A 16,812-nucleotide genomic window follows, 5' to 3' on the forward strand; every position below is an offset into this window, starting at 1 on the left:
GGTGACCACTCTGCATGACCCCGCGATCCGGGGATTCGCGTCGGACAACTACTCCGGCATCCACCCCGAGATCCTCGCGGCGATCGCCGCAGCGAATGACGGCCACCAGATCGCCTACGGCGAAGACGCCTACAGCGAGCGACTGCAGGAGGTCTTCCGGGGCCACCTCGGCGACGACATCCAGGCGTTCCCGGTCTTCAACGGCACCGGCGCGAACGTCGTCGGCCTGCAGTCGATGCTTCCGCGCTGGGGCGCCGTGATCACGGCATCCACTGCTCACATCAACGTCGACGAGGGCGGAGCGCCAGAGCGGATCGGCGGGATGAAGCTGCTCACCGTGCCGACCGACGACGGCAAGCTGACCCCCGAACTCGTCGACCGAGAGGCCTGGGGCTGGGGCGACGAGCACAGGGCGCAGCCGCTGGTCGTGTCGATCACGCAGTCCACTGAGCTCGGTACACTCTATTCCGCATCCGAGATCCGGGCGCTCGCCGATCACGCGCACGGTCACGGCATGCACCTGCACATGGACGGTGCACGCATCTCCAATGCCGCCGCAGCCCTCGATGCGCCCCTGCGTGCATTCACCCGCGACGCCGGTGTCGACGTGCTCAGCTTCGGCGGCACCAAGAACGGTGCGATGCTCGGCGAGGCGATCGTGGTGCTGAACCCCGAAGCATCCTCCGGTCTGATCTACGGTCGCAAATACAACATGCAGCTGTCGTCGAAGATGCGCTTCGTCTCCGCGCAGCTCATCGCACTGCTCGAAGGCGACCTGTGGCTGCGCAACGCCAGGCACTCGAACGCGATGGCAGCCAGATTGCGGGCCGGCATCGAGGCGGGGCTGGATGCCGGGAGCATCCGGGGCGTCGAATTCACCCAGGAGACGCAGTCGAACGGCGTCTTCGCGAAGCTTCCAGATGGCGTTGCCGACCAGCTGCGCGAGTCGTTCCGCTTCTACGACTGGGATGCCGCCCGCAACGAGGTGCGCTGGATGTGCAGCTTCGACACGCAGGAGGCCGACGTGGACGCGTTCGTCGCGGAGCTCGGGCGCCTGACCACCGCGTGATCCGAGCCATGGAGATGCCGGGCGTCAGTGCCCGGGTGTCGGTGCCTTCGCATCGAGGAGGGCGTCCGCCTTCGCGCTGAAGAAGCGGGTCGCCCACATCATGGCGGCGGCGAGGAACGCGAACACTCCGAGTGACACCACTCCCCACGCACCGCTCTCGGTCGGTACCGCCTCGTTGAAGGCGGTGCGCATGATGGGTGCCACGAAGCCACCCAGGTTGCCGAGAGAGTTGATCAGTCCGATGCCGGCGGCCGCCGCTGCTCCGGTGAGGAACGAGGTCGGGAACGACCACGTGATCGGGCCGGCCGCGAGGAACGCGGAGACTGCGATCGTGATCGCGAGCAGGCCGATGAGTCCTTGACCGTTCGCTCCGGCCCAGGCCGACACGAGGATCGCGACGCCGGTGATGACGAAGAACCACGCACCCCACTCGCGGCGACGTTTGATGGTGTCCGCATGCTTGCCTGCGTAGTAGCAGGCGAACAGGCCCACCGCCCACGGGATTGCGGAGACGAGGCCGACCTGCCAGCCGACGTCCTGCCCGATGAGGCCGGAGACCTGCTGCGGCAGGTAGAAGGTGGTGCCGTACACCGCGATCTGGAGGCAGAAGTAGATGATGGTGAAGTACCACACCTTCCAGTTCACCAACGCTGCGCCGATGCCCCGCGGCCCGTCGGTCTCCTTGACGCCGTCCTCGTGCTCCATGACGACCTTCAGCGCATGCTTCTCCTCATCGGTGAGGAACTTCGCCTTCTGCGGCGAATCCACCAGGAAGTAGAAGGCCGCGACACCGGCGACGACCGCGAGCATGCCCTCCACGAAGAACATCACCTGCCATCCGGCCCACGGAGTGAGCTGCTCGCCGAAGCTGATCAGCCCGCCGGACAGGGGCGCACCGAGCATCTGCGAGAACGGCTGGGCGAGGTAGAACAGGGCGAACATCTGCACGCGCCGCTTGTTGGGGAACCACTGCGACAGGAACATGATCACGCCGGGGAAGAGCCCCGCCTCGGTCACACCGAGCAGGAAGCGCAGCACGATGAACATCGTCTCGCCGTTGACGAACGCGAACGCGGCCGCGACGATGCCCCATGTGATCGCGATGCGCGCGAGCCAGAATCTGGCGCCGAACTTGTTCAGCAGCAGGTTCGAGGGGATCTCGAAGAGCGCATAGCCGATGAAGAAGATGCCGGCGCCCAGGGCGTATGCCCCGGCGGAGAGGCCGCGGTCGGCCTCCATCGCAGCTTCGGCGAAGCCGACATTGGTGCGGTCGAGGAAGGCGACGAAGTACAGGATGATGAGCATCGGCATCAGGCGGAAGGTCGCCTTCTTGATGCCGCTGGCGAGATGAGGGCTCGCGAGCAGGGACGGCGCCGTGGCGCCGGAGACGGATTCGGACACGAGGGAACTCTCCTTTGAGTGAGGTTTGCGTGGGAGGGGCGTCAGCTGCCCAGTGCGGGAATGATCATGAAGAGGCCGGCGGCCACGCAGATCACGCCGAGCACCAGGAAGGCGATGCGGCTCTTGGACCAGGAACGGGTCATGGTGAGTCCTTTCAGTGCATGTAGAGGCCGCCGTCGACGTTCAGGGTCTGGCCCGTCACGAATCCGGCGTTCTCGCTGATCAGGAAGGCGACGGCTGCAGCAATGTCCGTCGGGGTACCGATGCGCGGGAGCACGCCGTCGGCCGCCATCGCGGTCTTGCGCTCCTCGGTGAGAGTGCCGCCCATGATGTCGGTGTCGATCGGCCCTGGCGAGATGACGTTCGCGGTCACGCCGAGCGGACCGAGCTCGCGGGCGATCGATCGCATGAGGCCGATGACGCCTGCCTTCGAGGCCGAGTACGGCGTCTTCGAGAACGTGCCGCCGCCGCGCTGGGCGGAGACGGACGAGATGCCGACGATGCGACCCACGCCGTTCTCCGCAAGGGTGCGGGCGACGCGCTGAGTGATCCAGTGCACGCCGTCGAGGTTGATCGACTCGACGCGATGCCACTCCTCCGGTGTGACCTCGAGGTACGGAACCGGCGAGGACACACCGGCGAAGTTCACGACGGCGACGATCTGGGGCAGTTGCTCCTCGAGGGCGTCGACGGCCGCGACCGCCTGCTCGCGATCGGCGACGTTCGCGCCGACGCCGACGGCGCTCACGCCGTGAGCCTGTGCGACCTCGGCAGCCGTCTGCGCCGCGGCCTCCGCGTCGACGTCGATGATGCCGACGTTCCAGCCGAGTTCAGCAAGATGGAATGCCGTGGCACGGCCGATCCCGCGAGGGCTCGCGGCACCGGTCAGGATGACGGTTCGTTCGGTGGGGAATGTCGTGGACATCGCCGTTCCTCTCAGTTCGAGGGGTGGCTGGTCAGTTCGAGGGGTGGATGGGTGCGGGGCCGAGCTCGTCCATGATCTTCTTGATCGCGACGTACGCCTTGTTGCGGTACGCGATGAGCTCGGGGGTGCGCTCGGCGGGGACATCGAGGAAACCGCCACCGGATTTCGTGCCGAGCTTTCCGACCGAGACGAGGTCGGAGAGCGCCTTCGGCGTGGCGAAACGCTCGGGGAATTCGGTCTGCAGCGAGGCGTAGCAGAACGAGTACACGTCGAGTCCTGCCATGTCCGCGATCGCGAACGGGCCGAACACCGGCAGGCGGAATCCGAAGGTCGTGCGCACGATCGTGTCGATGTCCTCGGCAGTGGCGACGCCTTCTTCCACGAGCTGGGTCGCCTCGTGGAACAGCGCGTACTGCAGGCGGTTGAGCACGAAGCCCGTCGCATCCTTGACGCGGGCGGTCTCCTTGCCGGTCGCCGCCACGATCGCCTCGACCACGGGCAGGATGCCTTCGTCGGTCGCCCCGTGCGGGATCAGCTCGACGCCCGGGATGAAGGGCGCAGGGTTGGAGAAGTGCACGCCGAGGAAGCGCTCGGGGTTCACGACGGCTTCGGCGAGCTTGCCGATCAGGATGGTCGAGGTGTTGCTGCCGATGATCGCTCCCGGCGCTGCCGCCTCGGAGATGCGTCGCAGCGTGGCGTGCTTGATCTCGATCTTCTCCGGCACGGCCTCTTCGATGAAGGAGGCGCCGGTGACGGCATCCTCGATCGTCGCCGCCGTGACGCGCTCCGCGATGATCTCGGCTGCGCCCGCCGGGAACAGATCATCCGCGACGAACTGCTCGGCCTCTGCGATGAGGCGGTCGCGGTTCTGCTTCGCGATCTCGATGTCGACATCCGCGATGCGCACATCAGCGCCGGACATCGCGAGGCACTGAGCGATGCCGCCGCCCATGTATCCGCTGCCGATCACGGCGTAGATGGGGCGTTCCTGAGTGGTCATTGTCGTCTCCTGGTCGAATATCGGATGCGTCGAATTGCGGTTTGCAGATCAGGCGTCTGCGGGCTCTGGCAGCAGCGTGCGCAGGTAATCGCGGTTGGTCGCGCAGACGCCGAGGCTGTCGCCGCCGTACTGCTCCATCAGGAACGGGCCGTTGAAGCCGAGTTCGATGGCCCGCGCGACCATGTCGCGGTAGTTGATCAGGCCGAGCTCCATGCTGGTGGGCACGGCGGTCTGCCAGCTGCCGTCGCCCGCCTCATCGCGGATGTAGTTCTTGACGTGCCAGTAGTTCGCGTACGGGAGCGTCTTCTCGTGCATCTCGCGCCAGTCCTCGATCGGACGGTGCAGACGAACGAGGTTGCCGATGTCGGGGTTGAGGCCGACGTTGTCCAAGCCGATCTCCTCGATCAGCCGTACGGCGCTGTCCGCGGTGCCGAGGTAGGTGTCCTCGTACATCTCCAGCGCCATCGGCAGTCCGACGGATGCTGCGTGCTCACCGAGTTCGCGCAGCCGCTTCACGGCGAGCGCCCGCGTCTCGGCATCGTCAGGATCGACGGAGCCCTGCGCGGTCCAGAACCACAGGGCTTCGCGCTGCGCCGGGGTGAAGGGCTGGTGGAGGCCCGTCGAGAACACCTGCATGCCCAGCTCGGCCGCGGCGTCGATGGCCTGGTGCGCATAAGCGAGGTTCTGCTCGCCCTTGCCTGGCTCGATGATGCTCTGGCGCTGCACGTGCACCGAGACGAGCTGCACCTGGTGTGATGCGGCGATCGCCTTGAGCTCGTCCCGCCGCTCGGGCGTGAGGTCGGACGGTCGGATGTGGCTGTCAGCGATCTCGATCGCGGTGAAGCCGAGTCGGGACACCCGGCGGAAGACGCCGTCCCATGTTTCGGCCGATGCGTCGTGCAGGCGGGTGCCATCGGCGGCGACGGGAGCGATCCCGTGCATGCAGGCGGCGATGGGCCAGTTCTCGCTGGTGAGAGGGTGCGGCGTTGCGGTCATGACGACTCCGTTGACGTGTTCATCCCGGGAAAGGGATCGAATCTTCATAGATCCTATAGGAAATAGGAGAAGAGTCAAGGCCGCCTCATGGCCGGCGAAGAGGGCGTCAGCCGCGTTCGAGATCCAGCGAACGCGCGCGCACCTGCTCGATGTGACGTCGCATCAGACGCTCCGGAGCATCCGCATCGCCACTGGCGAAGGCGTCCGCGATCGCCTCGTGCTCGGCGATGGCTTCGCGTACATCGGTCACGCCGTGCAGCACGGATTGCCGCATCCGGTGCAGCTGCGCACCGAGAGAATCCGACATGTCGATCAGATAGCGATTGCCGCAGTGCCGCAGCACCACGCGGTGGAAGTCCGCGTCGGCGGCGAAGTACGCCGTGGTCGCCTCGAGATCCGTGCTTCCCGATCGCATCGCCGTGATCACCCGCTCGCCGATGCGGCGGTGCTCCTCCTCGGCTGCGCTGAGTTCAGCGAGCATCACGGGGGTCGCCGGGGTCGCGAGACGGGCCGCGTGAGATTCCAGCATGATGCGTGCGTCGAACAGTTCGCGCAGCTGCTCGGCGCCGATCGGCGGTGCCACCCGGTAGCCCTTCAGCGCCTCACGGGTCACGAGCCCGGTGCGCTCGAGCTGCACCATCGCCTCACGCACGGGGGTGGGCGAGACGGAGAGCTGTCGGGCGATGGTGTCGATCGAGAGTCGCGACCCTGGAGCCGCCTCACCGCTGAGCAGGAGCTGCAGGATGCGGTCGTAGACGTGATCGCGCAGGCCTCGGCGTTCGATCGTCGAGTCCAGCCCGCGCAGGCCGCCATCAAGGTCTGTGACCATGTCTTCTCTCCCTCGCGCGTCGGCGCGTCACGCCGACAGTGCGCCCACTTCATCGAGGATGTCACGAACAGCGGAACTCTCGTGCACGAAGCGCCCGAGGAACAGCCCGTCGACGCTGTCCGCGATCTGCGTCAGCAGCCCTGGCCTCGCGCTTCCCCCGTAGATCACAGACGTCTGTCCTGGCACGTCCGTCAGGTGTCGGCGTAGTACGGCGCACACGCCGCGGATGTGATCCGGATGCGCCGGCTCTGGCGCACCGATCGCCCAGAGCGGTTCGTACGCGATGACGAGATCCCCCACGATGCCCGCCGCGGATGCCGCGCTGAGACCCGAGCGGATCTGACGGATGCAGACCTCCGCGGCGTCGGCCGGCTCGAGCCGCTCTTCCTCGCCGACGCACAGGATCGGGGTGATGCCGTTGCGCACGGCCGCATGGACTTTGGCCGCCACCACCTCATCCGTGTCGCCGAACATCCGGCGCCGTTCGGCGTGGCCCACTTCGACGAACCGGCATCCCAGCTCCGCCAGCACCGCGGCCGACACCTCGCCGGTGAACGCCCCGGCATCGTCGGTCGCGACATCCTGCGCGCCGACGGCGAGATCGCCGGCAGCATCCAGGCATGCCGGAATCGACGGGAACTGCGGGATGACGAGGGCGGTGACCGCTTCTCTCACCGGGTGCCCTGCGAGGATCGCCGCGACTTCCTCCACCCATGCCACCGTCCTGGCATGGGAGAAGTACATCTTCAGGCTCACTCCGACGATCATGCGGTGATCGATCCTCAGGAGCCTTCGTAGGCGCAGATCTCCTGCACCTTCTCGGCGGAGGCGCTGGTCGGGTCGAAGGTGTAGGTCAGCCACTCTGATGCCAGGCGCCGCGCCAGCTCGATGCCGATGACCCGCTGGCCCATGCAGAGCACCTGCGCGTCGTTGGAGAGCACTGAGCGCTCGACGCTGAAGGAGTCGTGCGCGGTGACCGCGCGGATGCCGCTGACCTTGTTCGCCGCGATCGCGACGCCGAGGCCGGTGCCGCAGATCAGGATCGCGCGATCGGCATCGCCGGCGGCGACCTTCTCGGCCGCGCTCGTCGCGATCCGCGGGTAGTTGGTGTGCCCGTCCGCGTCGACGCCGACATCCACGACGGACTCGACGAGCGGGTTGGCGACCAGATCAGCCTTGATGCGTTCCTTGTAGTCGTAGCCCGCGTCGTCCGAGCCGATAACCAGTCGAAGTGCCATGTCAGTCATTCCCCTTCAGGGTGTCGAGAACCGTGCGTGCGATGAGTGCGAACGAGACCGCGCCGGGGTCGGGTGTGCCGATGCTCTTGTCGCCGTGCGCGCGGGCGCGGCCGAGCTTCGCCGTGAGGTCGGACGTGGCCTTGGCAGCCGCGTCGGCGGTGCCGGCGGCGTCGGTCCAGGCATCGACGAGCTCGGCGCCAGCGTCGACCAGCTCCGCGAGCCGATCGGCGAACGGGACGATCGCGTCGATCATGGTCTTGTCGCCGACCGTGGCCTTGCCGAAGGACATCACGGCGTCCTTCATGGCGGTGATGCCGGCGGCGACGCGCGCGGTGTCGACGTCGTCGTCATCGCCCAGCGTGGCGCCGAGTGCGACGAGCATCTCGCCCCAGATCGCCCCGGATGTGCCGCCGCCCTTGTCGGCCCAGGCGTCACCGGCCTGCTGCAGAGTCGTGCGGGCGCCCGCTCCGTCGGCCACGACTCCGGATGCTGCGGCAGAGGCCGCGCAGCTTCCACGCTGCATCCCGATCCCGTGATCGCCGTCACCGGCGATGCGGTCGATTCTCCCGAGCTCGTCCGCTTCGGCATCCAGCATCGCGGCCATCGCGCTCAGCGCGCGATCGATCACGGCCGCCGCCCGCTGGGAACTGTCGCTCGCCGGGCCGATGACGACCTCTTCCTCGACGACCTCGACCGCGTCGACGGCGATGCGCCCCTCGACCGCACCGCGCCGGAAGGCCGCCGTGTCGCACGATGCATGCCAGAGCGGCTCGAGCTCGTCGTCGAGCCACAGCAGCGTGAGCGAGACGCCCGCCATGTCGAAGCTCGTGCAGAACTCCCCCACCTCGGGCGAGACCACGACGAGGCCGGCCTCGGCGAGAAGCCGATCGACTTCTGCGTAGACGACGTACAGCTCCTCGTACTTGACGCTGCCGAGTCCGTTCAGGATCGGCACGACCCGCGCGCCTTCCTGGTCGATCCCGTCCGGGATCTCCGCCAGGAGCGAGGTCACGAACAGCTCGGCCAGACCCGCTGCCGTCGGCACGTCGATCTCGTCGATGCCCGGTTCGCCGTGGATGCCCAGGCCGACCGCCATCCGCCCCTCCGGCACGGTGAACAGCGGCTCGTCTGCCCCCGGCAGCGTGCAGCCGCCAAAGGCCACGCCGAGAGAGCGCGTGCGCGAGTTGGAGAGCGCGGCGAGCCGCTCGACGTCGTCGAGATCGAGGCCGGCCTCGGCCGCTGCCCCAGCGACCTTGAACACGACGAGGTCCCCGGCGATGCCGCGGCGCTTCTCATGCTCGCCCGCCGGAGCACTGGAGATGTCGTCGGTCACGACGACGGTCCGGCAGTCGATACCCGAGGCACGCATGCGCTCCTGCGCCTGGGTGAAGTGCAGCACGTCGCCCGCGTAGTTGCCGTAGCTCAGCAGTACGCCTCGTCCTTCATGCGCCGCGGTGGCGACGGTGTGCACCTGGTGCGCGGAGGGCGAGGCGAACAGGTTGCCCATCGCCGCGCCGTGCGCGAGTCCTGGACCGACGAGTCCCGCGAACGCGGGATAGTGTCCGCTCCCGCCACCGATCACGACCGATACGGTCGGCTCAGCACCGCGGGTGGAACGCACGACGCCTCCGTTCACCGGGCGCACCCACCGGGCGGATGCCGCGGCGAAGCCGGCGGCAGACTCGGCGGCGAAGTCATCCGGATCGTTGAACAAGCGCGTCATTGCGGTCTCCTCTAGGCGAAAAGGGGCACACGTGCGACCCACTCATTAATCCTATAGGAAATTGGATCAAAGAGGACATCGAAGTCCGCACACCGCAATCCGTCGCCGTCTCGCGAAGGATGCAGCGGGTTGCCTCAGCGCAACAGGCCGAGGCTCGCGAGGGCCATCCGCACGAGGGTGCCGCGGCCGCCCTCCATCTCGGCGGCCACCGCGTCCGATGCCGCCTCCTCCGGAGAGAACCAGGTGATCTCGAGGGCGTCCTGACGGGGTTCGCACGTGCCGGTGACCGGAACCACGAAGGCGAGCGAGACCGCGTGCTGGCGGTCATCGTGATAGGCGCTGACACCGGGAAGCGGGAAGTACTCGGCCACAGTGAAGGGCAGCGGCTGCGGCGGCAGCAGCGGGAAGGCCATCGGGCCGAGGTCGTTCTCGATGTGCCGGAACAGGGCATCGCGCACGGTCTCGCCGTAGCGCACTCGTCCGGACACGATCGTGCGCGTCATCTCACCGATCGGTGTGGAGCGCAGCAGGATGCCGAGTTCGGCGACCTGTCCTGTGCCGTCAGTGCGCACCGGAATCGCCTCGACGTAGAGCATCGGCAGGCGACGTCTGGCCTCGGCGAGTTCGAACTCGCTCAGCCATGCCGGATTGTTCGCGTCTGCGGGCAGCTCGCTGAACCGGGAGAGGTCGTCGTCGCCCCCCTCGGGGTCAGGATCAGGTGTGCGCACCGACATGCCTCATTTCTACCAGTGTCTGCGCCTGCGCAGTTCTGCGCCTGTGCATGTCGGTGCCGACTGGCAGGATGGATGGTGTGAGCGAGGAACTCAGAATCGACGCCGCTGCCACGCGCTGGGCACCCGAAGAGCGCGCCGGTCTGCCGTTGCTCGTGCTGCTGCACGGGTACGGTGCCGACGAGCACGACCTGTTCGGGCTCGCGCCGTTCCTTCCCGACGGCGTCGCCGTGGCCTCTGTCGCCGCTCCCCTGGCTCCGCCGTGGCCTATGCCGGGCCGGTCGTGGTACGCGATCGATGGTCTGGACGGGCGAGATCCGGATGCTGTCACCGTCGCCGCGCGCACTTTTCTGCGGTGGCTCGACGCCGCGGCAGGAGACGCGCCGGCTGTGGCGCTGCTCGGGTTCTCGCAGGGCGCCGCAGTCGCGCTGCAGGCGCTGCGCCTCGACCCCGACCGTTTCGGGGCCGTGGTCGCGCTCAGCGGCTACGCGTCACCCGGCGACCTGCCGGAAGACGAGGCGCTGCGCGAGGCACGGCCCCGCGTGTTCTGGGGCCGCGGCACCAACGATGATGTGATTCCGGCGGCGCTGGTCGCCCACACGGCGCAGTGGCTGCCAGATCATTCGGAGCTCACCGGGCGCGTCTACCCCGGGCTGACCCACAGCATCTCCGAGGACGAGCTTCTCGACGTGCGCGTCTTCCTGGAGAAGTGGCGAGACGCCTCAGCGGGCTGAATCGGCGTCGCCACCGGCATCCTCATCGTCTTCGCCTTCTTCGCCTGGCTCTGCTGCGACGTCGTCTTCTTCGTCCTCTGCCGGACGCTTGCGGCGCCCCACCGCCCCCAGCGCGATCGCGAACACCACCCCGATGGCGACTCCGAAGGTGATGCCGAGGCCCATGTCGTCGAGTGCGGATCCCAGGGCGACGCCGACGCCCATGCCGAGGGCGATGCCGACGCCCCAGCTCATCCGCTGCCGGGCCTCGTGTCCGCTCATTCGATCGTCAGGCATAGCTCCACGTTAACCAGCGCCGATGCCCGCGGCATCCCCCGTGGGACGGATGCCGCAGCGCCTCAGCGCCTCAACGCTTACCACCAGGGACGTCGACGTCGGCCCAGACGAGCCTGTGGTCGCTGGAGGGGAACGGGTAGACGCCGGTGAGGCGGGAGAGCGGGTCGTCGGATGCCGGCCAGAAGACTCCCGAGTCGAGAATTCGGATCTGGCGACTGGGCAGCACGTAGTCGACGCGAATGTTCCCGGGAGGCTCGGAGAAGTCGGCGGTGTCCTGTGCGGGGTCGCCCGCGTGCTCGAGGTTGACGCCGCCCTGCAACTCGGTCGCCTCGACTGCGCCGGGGCTGGTCGGCACGGATGCCGTGTTGACGCGAGGGCTCTCGAGGAGCTGGTGGATCGCACCCTCGGTGGAGTCGCCGTCGTTCGGGTCGGCGTTCTGGTCGCCGGCGATCACGAAGAGCTCATTGCGACCGAGCCCTCCGCTCTCGCCCTGATCGTCGACGATGTACGAGGCCGTCTTGCCGCCCGCGATGTAGTCGGCCCACAGGCGGATCTCGTCGTGGTTGCGTCGGCCATTGCGATCCTCTGCACCGTCGAAGGTCGGCGGAGTCGGATGCGAGACCAGGAAGTGCACGGTCTTGTTCTTCGAGACCTCGATCGGCACGTCCCAGTGCGATTTGCTCGAGAGCGGGAACTGGGCGAGCTCCTCCGCGGAGTAGAAGTCGGCGGGCTCCGCCGTTGCGGGGTCGTCAGGGAGAAGCGCGCCCGGCATGTCCGCCCAGACGAGGTTCTGGAAGGTGCGGATGGCTTCCTGATCGATCGGATACTTCGAGTAGACCGCCATCCCGTACTGGCCGGGGAAGAGTCCGAAGCCCCAGGCGTCGTCACCACCGGAGACGGTGCCGTCGTTGTTCAGGTCGAACCCGCTGGGCACCCCCGTGTTGACCGGGGCGGAGTATCGGTAGGCGTATTCGACTGGCTTCGCGTCGCCGTGCGGCACCGACAGATAGTTCTCCTGGAACAGTCGCAGCGCCTCGCCGCCGGCGTCATAGTCGAACTCGTTGATCAGCAGCACGTCGGGGTGCGAGTGCTGGATGATCTCGGCGACGGCATCCGCCTGTGCGTTGCCGGGCGCCGAGAGATCGGCGACGAGCGCTCCTTCGGTGCCGCGATTGAGCGAGGCGTTGAACGTGGCGAAGCGCACGTCGGAACCACGCTGCGCGTGATCTGGCGGAGCGGCGATGGCCGGAGCCGCGGTCGTGGCGCCGACTCCGACGACCAGGAGGGCTGCGAGAGCTGCGGCGCGGACGCGCTGATGCGTGATCATGCGCGCCAGGCTAGCCCGGAACCGTGACGTTCTGAAGACCGATCGGTGAACGGATGACGGCCGCGACACGCCCGGAGGTTGCGCCCTTCGACACGCCCGGGTATCGTCGTGACGTCCTGTCCGCCGTGTTTGGAAGTTCATTGATCTGATCCGTCGCCTCCGCGCTCTTCTTTCAGCGCGCTGCCACGGATCCTTCCTACGGTTCATCTCCGCCTTTCGTCGTCGGCCGTCGATGGGCTCAGCGACCGGCGACCCGTGTCAGTGCATCCGCACATCCTCGGGAGACACCCCATGTCATTGCAGAACACCCATGCATCGGTCATTCTTGACCGCCTCACCTTCACCTGGCCTGACGGCTCGAACGCCCTCGACGGCGTCACCGGCTCGTTCGGGACCGGCCGTACCGGCCTCGTCGGTCGCAACGGCTCAGGTAAATCGACGCTGCTGCGCCTCATCGCCAACGAGCTGACTCCTACGTCGGGTGCGATCCACACCACCGGTGACGTCGCCTACCTACCTCAGCGGTTGACGCTCGACGTCGATCGCCGCGTCGTCGAGCTGCTCGGGGTCGCACGGGCGCTGGACGCTGTCCGCGCGATCGCCGCGGGTGACGTCGACGCTGCGCACTTCGAGGCAGTTGGTGACGACTGGGACATCGAGGCGCGCGCGGAGGTGTCTCTGGCCGAGGCCGGGCTCGATCCGTCGTTCCTGGATCGCACCGTCGGCGAGCTGTCCGGAGGCGAGGCGGTGCTCGTGGCGATCGCCGGCATCCGCCTCCGTCGCGCGCCGATCACGCTCCTCGACGAGCCGACCAACAATCTCGATCGCGACGCCAGGTCGCGCCTCGCCGATATGGTGCGCTCCTGGAAGGGCACGCTCGTCGTGGTCAGTCACGACGTGTCGCTGCTCGAGTTGATGGACGACACGGCCGAGTTGTATGCGCACGCGCTGAGCGTGTTCGGCGGTCCGTACTCGCAATGGCGGGCGTGGCTGGACGGCGAGCAGGATGCTGCGCGGCAGGCAGAGCGCGATGCCAAGCAGTCGCTCAAGAAGGAGAAACGACAGCGCATAGAGGCCGAGACCAAGCTGGCGGGCCGAGCGCGCATGGCGAACAAGGCGTTCGTCGAGAAGCGGGTGCCGAAGATCATCGCGAACGGCCGGAAGATGGCGGCCCAGGTCTCGGCCGGGAGGCTGCGCACCGAGGTCGCCGAGAAGGAGAGCGAGGCGAGGGCCGTGCTCGACGAAGCAGGCCGGAGAGTGCGCGGAGACGCCTCGATGAAGATCGAGCTTCCGGATCCTGATGTGTCGAGCTCGCGCCGCATCGCCACGATCGGCGACGAGGAACGCTCCTGGATCATCCAGGGGCCGGAGCGCGTGGCGCTGATCGGCCGCAACGGCGTCGGCAAGACGACGCTGCTGGAGCGACTGGTGGCGGGCACCACGGATGGCACACCCACCGCGACCGGGCACACCGATCGCATCGGATACCTGCCGCAGCGCATCGACGGGCTCGACGAGTCGCGTTCCGTGCTGGACAACATCGCAGAGGCGGCTCCGACGATCCAGGAGAAGGAACTGCGCAACAGGCTCGCACGGTTCCTCATCCGCGGGGACACGACGGATCGCGCCGTAGGGACGCTGTCTGGCGGCGAGCGCTTCCGCGTGGCGCTCGCCAAGGTGCTGCTCGCAGATCCGGCACCGCACCTCGTGGTGCTGGACGAGCCGACGAACAACCTCGACCTTGACACGGTCGACCAGCTCGTCGAGGCGCTGCGCGCCTACCGCGGCGCCGTGCTCGTCGTGAGCCACGATGATGCGTTCCTGGAACGGCTCGAGCTGGATCTGACGCTGGAGATAGACGCGGAGGGAGCGTTCACCGAGGTGACGATCGGCGTGTCGTAGGGATGCTGTCTGGCGAGGTCGCTGTCTGGGCAGGAGTTTCAGCCCGGCAGGTGATCGATCCAGTCGTGTCCTGGAATCGTCCGGATGAGCGCATGGCGCAGCCACGCGCAACGCTCGTCGTCGAGGAAAGGCAACGTCGCTGCGAAGTCGGCGTCGTCCTTCGGGCGTTGTCCCTTCGCCTTGTACAGCAGTTGGATCTCGGGTTGCAGATACCGGATGCCGTCGCGCTCCCAAAGGGCGTCCGCGAGCGGCATCCGCAGCGCCGCGTCTCGCTTGTACACCCATTCGTGGGCTGTTCCCGGGCTCAGCAGAATGTCGTACTCCCACGGCTGCGCGGCTCCGACTCGCGTCCAGAGCTGCCCGCACCCGCTCGGCAGGATGTCGTCAGCGAGGGCGTCGGGCCGATCATCGGGACGCAGTGGGCGAAGTGCTCCCGAGAACGCGGACCATGCGTCGAGTCGGCCCGCGAGGTGGCGGCGCAGCAGAGGCAGCTCTTCGCGGAGCACTGCGGGGTCGATGTCTTCGTGGTGACGCTGCACGCCGGTGAACGCCTCGAGCGCCCAGCCGCCGGCGATCCACCAGGTGCCGGGATAACCACGGAACAGCTGCGTCGCGTCAGCCGGGGTACGAGGACGCCACGCCCCGTAGAGCCTCTCGAACTCGGCATCCTCATCACTGCTCATGATCGAACAGGCTATCGGTCGCCATGATCGGACAGGCCGCAGCGATCAGAAAGGCGCCTCGGACGGCATCCGGTCGGCGACGTCTTCGAAGGTGACATATGTGGCGACGCCCGGCGGGCGATCGACGTAGATTCTGCCGGTGGGACTGGTCCATTCCAGCACTCCACCGCCGAGTTGTCGCACTTTCCATGGTGTCTCGTGCTTGGTCACGTGATGTCGTCGGCAGAAGTCGGCCAAGTTGGCGAGCGTGGTCGCGCCTCCGCGCGCATGGTCGATCGTGTGGTCTCCATCGCACAGCCTCGCCAGGAGTCTGCACCCTGGGAACCTGCAGCGCCGGTCTCTCGCCTTCAGATACCGGCGCATCTCGGCCGACGGACGGTATCTGTCCACCCCGAGCACCATTCCTGACGCCGGATGTGTGAAGACCCGATCGAAACCCGGTGCATTACCGGTCAGGATCCGAGCCGTCGCGGGGTCGACCGGCCCGACTCCCTCGAGATGCGCAGGAGAGGCGATCTCGTCGGGGTCAGTAAGGCTCAGCGCCGGGACCGTGATATCGATGTGCGCGCGGATCTCCCCGAGCAGCCCGTCTTCGGTCTGATGGCCGGTGGGCGTTCCGGTAAGCACGAGATCGGCGAGCAGATCGAATCGCAGTTGATTCAACGTACGCTCATCCGCGAAGTCATCTGCCGAGGCATCCGACGCAACGCCACCGGCCAGTTTTGCGGCCCGAGCGTTCTCCGCCTTCACCTTCAAACCCATCTGCGTCGCTCTGTCGTGCATGCCGTTGACGATCGCGCTCGGTCCGAAGAGCGTGAGCTCGCTCATGCCGTCGTCGCGTCCTCTCACCCACGTCCCGCGCTTCTCGCGCGCCTCGCGGTGCCGCTCGGTGAACGACGTCGCTCGAAAGCGTTCCGCCGTCTGCGCGGCGAACGGACGCAGCCGGTTCGGGGATTCAGCCTCGGCACGCGCGACGACGATCGCTTCGTAGCCGGCCCTGTCCTCAGCATCCTCGATCTGATCCCCAGCATCCATGATGACGCGCACATGCGCCTGTGAGATGCGACCGGCACCGTACGACGCCGCCGTCGCAGGGAAGCGCTCCGCGAGTCGTGCTGCCGTACCCATGTGCGATTCGATCGTCCGATCACTCAACCGCAGCGCCGCGCCGATCTCAGTCGCGATCGCGCGCTGTGACATCTCCCGCGATTCGACCGAGTCGAACGGCTCATCATCGGCGATGCGCGAGGCAGTCGCCAACAGCGCGGACTTCGTCGCCATCAACTGATTGATCGTCTGATCCACCGACGAGAGCGTGGTGACGACATCTTCGAGCAGCGCGTTCAGCGCCGGAGAAGTCATCGTCGAAATGTTCATATCTTCATTGAACTACTACCCTCAGACATTCACTCATATGTCTTCCGACGCCAGCTCTTCTCCCGCTGCCCCGTCGAGAACTGAGCTGCGAACACGCGACTCGCCGCAGACGCCCGGGACGTAAGCGCGCGCGTCACCCGCCAGTATGGGTCTGTGCGGATCATCGGCGGTGTTTCCCTGGTCATCGCAGCGACGCTTCTTGGCCTGTTCGGCGTTCTCATGCTCGGGGTGTCCGGGCTCAGTTGGGCGGGCCCTGGGTTCACCATCATCCAGTACTCCGATTCGGATGACACCGAGCGGTCCATCGGTATAGGGATGGGCATCATCGCCCTCGTGGCGTGGTTCCTGCTGCTGTTGTCCGCTTCGCTTGTGGGGCTGCGTGGCGGACGTCCTACGCGCGCGCGACGCGTCGCGGTCTGGATTGTCGTAGGGATGAGCGCCGTCCTCGTGCTGGGGCTGACGATCGTGGTGCTGTCCACGCCGCCGCCCCCGAGCGAGTATCCGCTGCCGGAGTGGAACCGCGCGTGACCGGGCTCCACAGCCCGCCCGGTGCCCGACCTCACGTTTAAGACCGCACCCACCAAAGCTGGGAGACAGCCCC

General features: G+C 67.3%; 17 protein-coding genes. 4 read left to right on the forward strand and 13 right to left on the reverse strand.

Annotated elements, in window-relative coordinates; all coding sequences use genetic code 11:
• Position 1: 1 nt before the first annotated feature.
• Complete coding sequence (locus tag IEV67_RS00580) at positions 2–1,069, forward strand: threonine aldolase family protein (RefSeq protein WP_188434593.1); 1,068 nt, start codon at positions 2–4, stop codon at positions 1,067–1,069.
• A gap of 24 nt (positions 1,070–1,093) precedes the next feature.
• Here IEV67_RS00580 and IEV67_RS00585 read toward each other — a convergent pair whose 3' ends face one another.
• From IEV67_RS00585 to IEV67_RS00625, 9 genes are all read right to left on the reverse strand, one after another.
• Complete coding sequence (locus IEV67_RS00585) at positions 1,094–2,470, reverse strand: MFS transporter (RefSeq protein WP_229702587.1); 1,377 nt, start codon at positions 2,468–2,470, stop codon at positions 1,094–1,096.
• A 154-nt stretch (positions 2,471–2,624) separates the two neighbouring features.
• Positions 2,625–3,395, reverse strand: a complete 771-nt coding sequence (locus IEV67_RS00590; protein ID WP_188434594.1) for an SDR family NAD(P)-dependent oxidoreductase — start codon at positions 3,393–3,395, stop codon at positions 2,625–2,627.
• Between the two features lie 31 nt (positions 3,396–3,426).
• Positions 3,427–4,395 carry a 3-hydroxyacyl-CoA dehydrogenase family protein gene (locus IEV67_RS00595; protein ID WP_188434595.1) on the reverse strand — a complete coding sequence of 323 codons (969 nt, stop codon included), beginning with the start codon at positions 4,393–4,395 and terminating at the stop codon, positions 3,427–3,429.
• A gap of 48 nt (positions 4,396–4,443) precedes the next feature.
• Positions 4,444–5,391, reverse strand: a complete 948-nt coding sequence (locus tag IEV67_RS00600; RefSeq protein WP_188434596.1) for a sugar phosphate isomerase/epimerase family protein — start codon at positions 5,389–5,391, stop codon at positions 4,444–4,446.
• 106 nt (positions 5,392–5,497) lie between these two features.
• Positions 5,498–6,220, reverse strand: a complete 723-nt coding sequence (locus IEV67_RS00605; protein ID WP_188434597.1) for a GntR family transcriptional regulator — start codon at positions 6,218–6,220, stop codon at positions 5,498–5,500.
• Between the two features lie 27 nt (positions 6,221–6,247).
• Complete coding sequence (locus IEV67_RS00610; protein ID WP_188434598.1) at positions 6,248–6,988, reverse strand: triose-phosphate isomerase family protein; 741 nt, start codon at positions 6,986–6,988, stop codon at positions 6,248–6,250.
• A 14-nt stretch (positions 6,989–7,002) separates the two neighbouring features.
• On the reverse strand, positions 7,003–7,458 hold the full coding sequence (locus tag IEV67_RS00615) for a ribose-5-phosphate isomerase (RefSeq protein ID WP_188435692.1): 456 nt from the start codon (positions 7,456–7,458) through the stop codon (positions 7,003–7,005).
• Between the two features lies 1 nt (position 7,459).
• Complete coding sequence (locus tag IEV67_RS00620) at positions 7,460–9,181, reverse strand: dihydroxyacetone kinase family protein (protein WP_188434599.1); 1,722 nt, start codon at positions 9,179–9,181, stop codon at positions 7,460–7,462.
• A 134-nt stretch (positions 9,182–9,315) separates the two neighbouring features.
• Positions 9,316–9,915 (reverse strand): NUDIX hydrolase family protein, encoded by a 600-nt coding sequence (locus IEV67_RS00625; RefSeq protein ID WP_188434600.1) that lies wholly within the window; start codon positions 9,913–9,915, stop codon positions 9,316–9,318.
• 77 nt (positions 9,916–9,992) lie between these two features.
• Here IEV67_RS00625 and IEV67_RS00630 point away from each other — a divergent pair, with 77 nt between their 5' ends.
• A complete protein-coding gene (locus tag IEV67_RS00630) occupies positions 9,993–10,646 on the forward strand; it encodes an alpha/beta hydrolase (RefSeq protein WP_373284402.1) in 654 nt (217 codons plus the stop codon).
• Here IEV67_RS00630 and IEV67_RS00635 read toward each other — a convergent pair.
• A complete protein-coding gene (locus IEV67_RS00635) occupies positions 10,635–10,922 on the reverse strand; it encodes a glycine zipper domain-containing protein (protein WP_188435787.1) in 288 nt (95 codons plus the stop codon). The genes IEV67_RS00630 and IEV67_RS00635 overlap by 12 nt on opposite strands.
• Positions 10,923–10,992: 70 nt before the next feature.
• On the reverse strand, positions 10,993–12,249 hold the full coding sequence (locus tag IEV67_RS00640) for an endonuclease/exonuclease/phosphatase family protein (RefSeq protein WP_188434602.1): 1,257 nt from the start codon (positions 12,247–12,249) through the stop codon (positions 10,993–10,995).
• A gap of 291 nt (positions 12,250–12,540) precedes the next feature.
• Between IEV67_RS00640 and IEV67_RS00645 the strand changes: the two genes are divergently transcribed.
• Positions 12,541–14,151, forward strand: a complete 1,611-nt coding sequence (locus tag IEV67_RS00645; RefSeq protein WP_188434603.1) for an ABC-F family ATP-binding cassette domain-containing protein — start codon at positions 12,541–12,543, stop codon at positions 14,149–14,151.
• Between the two features lie 38 nt (positions 14,152–14,189).
• Here IEV67_RS00645 and IEV67_RS00650 read toward each other — a convergent pair whose 3' ends face one another.
• Entirely contained in the window at positions 14,190–14,834 is a 645-nt protein-coding gene (locus tag IEV67_RS00650; RefSeq protein ID WP_188434604.1) for a nucleotidyltransferase domain-containing protein, read from the reverse strand.
• Positions 14,835–14,879: 45 nt separating this feature from the next.
• Entirely contained in the window at positions 14,880–16,196 is a 1,317-nt protein-coding gene (locus tag IEV67_RS00655; protein WP_229702589.1) for an HNH endonuclease signature motif containing protein, read from the reverse strand.
• A gap of 168 nt (positions 16,197–16,364) precedes the next feature.
• Here IEV67_RS00655 and IEV67_RS00660 point away from each other — a divergent pair, with 168 nt between their 5' ends.
• The gene (locus tag IEV67_RS00660; protein WP_188434606.1) at positions 16,365–16,739 is read left to right on the forward strand and encodes a hypothetical protein; all 375 of its coding nucleotides are present in this window, start codon (positions 16,365–16,367) and stop codon (positions 16,737–16,739) included.
• Positions 16,740–16,812 lie beyond the last annotated feature (73 nt).

The organism is Microbacterium murale (assembly GCF_014635185.1).
Classification (GTDB): domain Bacteria; phylum Actinomycetota; class Actinomycetes; order Actinomycetales; family Microbacteriaceae; genus Microbacterium; species Microbacterium murale.

Bases quoted from the DNA above. Each gene is read 5' to 3' on its own strand.
- IEV67_RS00615 (WP_188435692.1), bottom strand. From the start codon at position 7,458: ATGGCACTTCGACTGGTTATCGGCTCGGACGACGCGGGCTACGACTAC.
- IEV67_RS00645 (WP_188434603.1), top strand. From the start codon at position 12,541: ATGTCATTGCAGAACACCCATGCATCGGTCATTCTTGACCGCCTCACC.
- IEV67_RS00635 (WP_188435787.1), bottom strand. From the start codon at position 10,922: ATGCCTGACGATCGAATGAGCGGACACGAGGCCCGGCAGCGGATGAGC.
- IEV67_RS00650 (WP_188434604.1), bottom strand. From the start codon at position 14,834: ATGAGCAGTGATGAGGATGCCGAGTTCGAGAGGCTCTACGGGGCGTGG.
- IEV67_RS00655 (WP_229702589.1), bottom strand. From the start codon at position 16,196: ATGACTTCTCCGGCGCTGAACGCGCTGCTCGAAGATGTCGTCACCACG.
- IEV67_RS00625 (WP_188434600.1), bottom strand. From the start codon at position 9,915: ATGTCGGTGCGCACACCTGATCCTGACCCCGAGGGGGGCGACGACGAC.
- IEV67_RS00590 (WP_188434594.1), bottom strand. From the start codon at position 3,395: ATGTCCACGACATTCCCCACCGAACGAACCGTCATCCTGACCGGTGCC.
- IEV67_RS00640 (WP_188434602.1), bottom strand. From the start codon at position 12,249: ATGATCACGCATCAGCGCGTCCGCGCCGCAGCTCTCGCAGCCCTCCTG.
- IEV67_RS00600 (WP_188434596.1), bottom strand. From the start codon at position 5,391: ATGACCGCAACGCCGCACCCTCTCACCAGCGAGAACTGGCCCATCGCC.
- IEV67_RS00605 (WP_188434597.1), bottom strand. From the start codon at position 6,220: ATGGTCACAGACCTTGATGGCGGCCTGCGCGGGCTGGACTCGACGATC.
- IEV67_RS00595 (WP_188434595.1), bottom strand. From the start codon at position 4,395: ATGACCACTCAGGAACGCCCCATCTACGCCGTGATCGGCAGCGGATAC.
- IEV67_RS00620 (WP_188434599.1), bottom strand. From the start codon at position 9,181: ATGACGCGCTTGTTCAACGATCCGGATGACTTCGCCGCCGAGTCTGCC.
- IEV67_RS00610 (WP_188434598.1), bottom strand. From the start codon at position 6,988: ATGATCGTCGGAGTGAGCCTGAAGATGTACTTCTCCCATGCCAGGACG.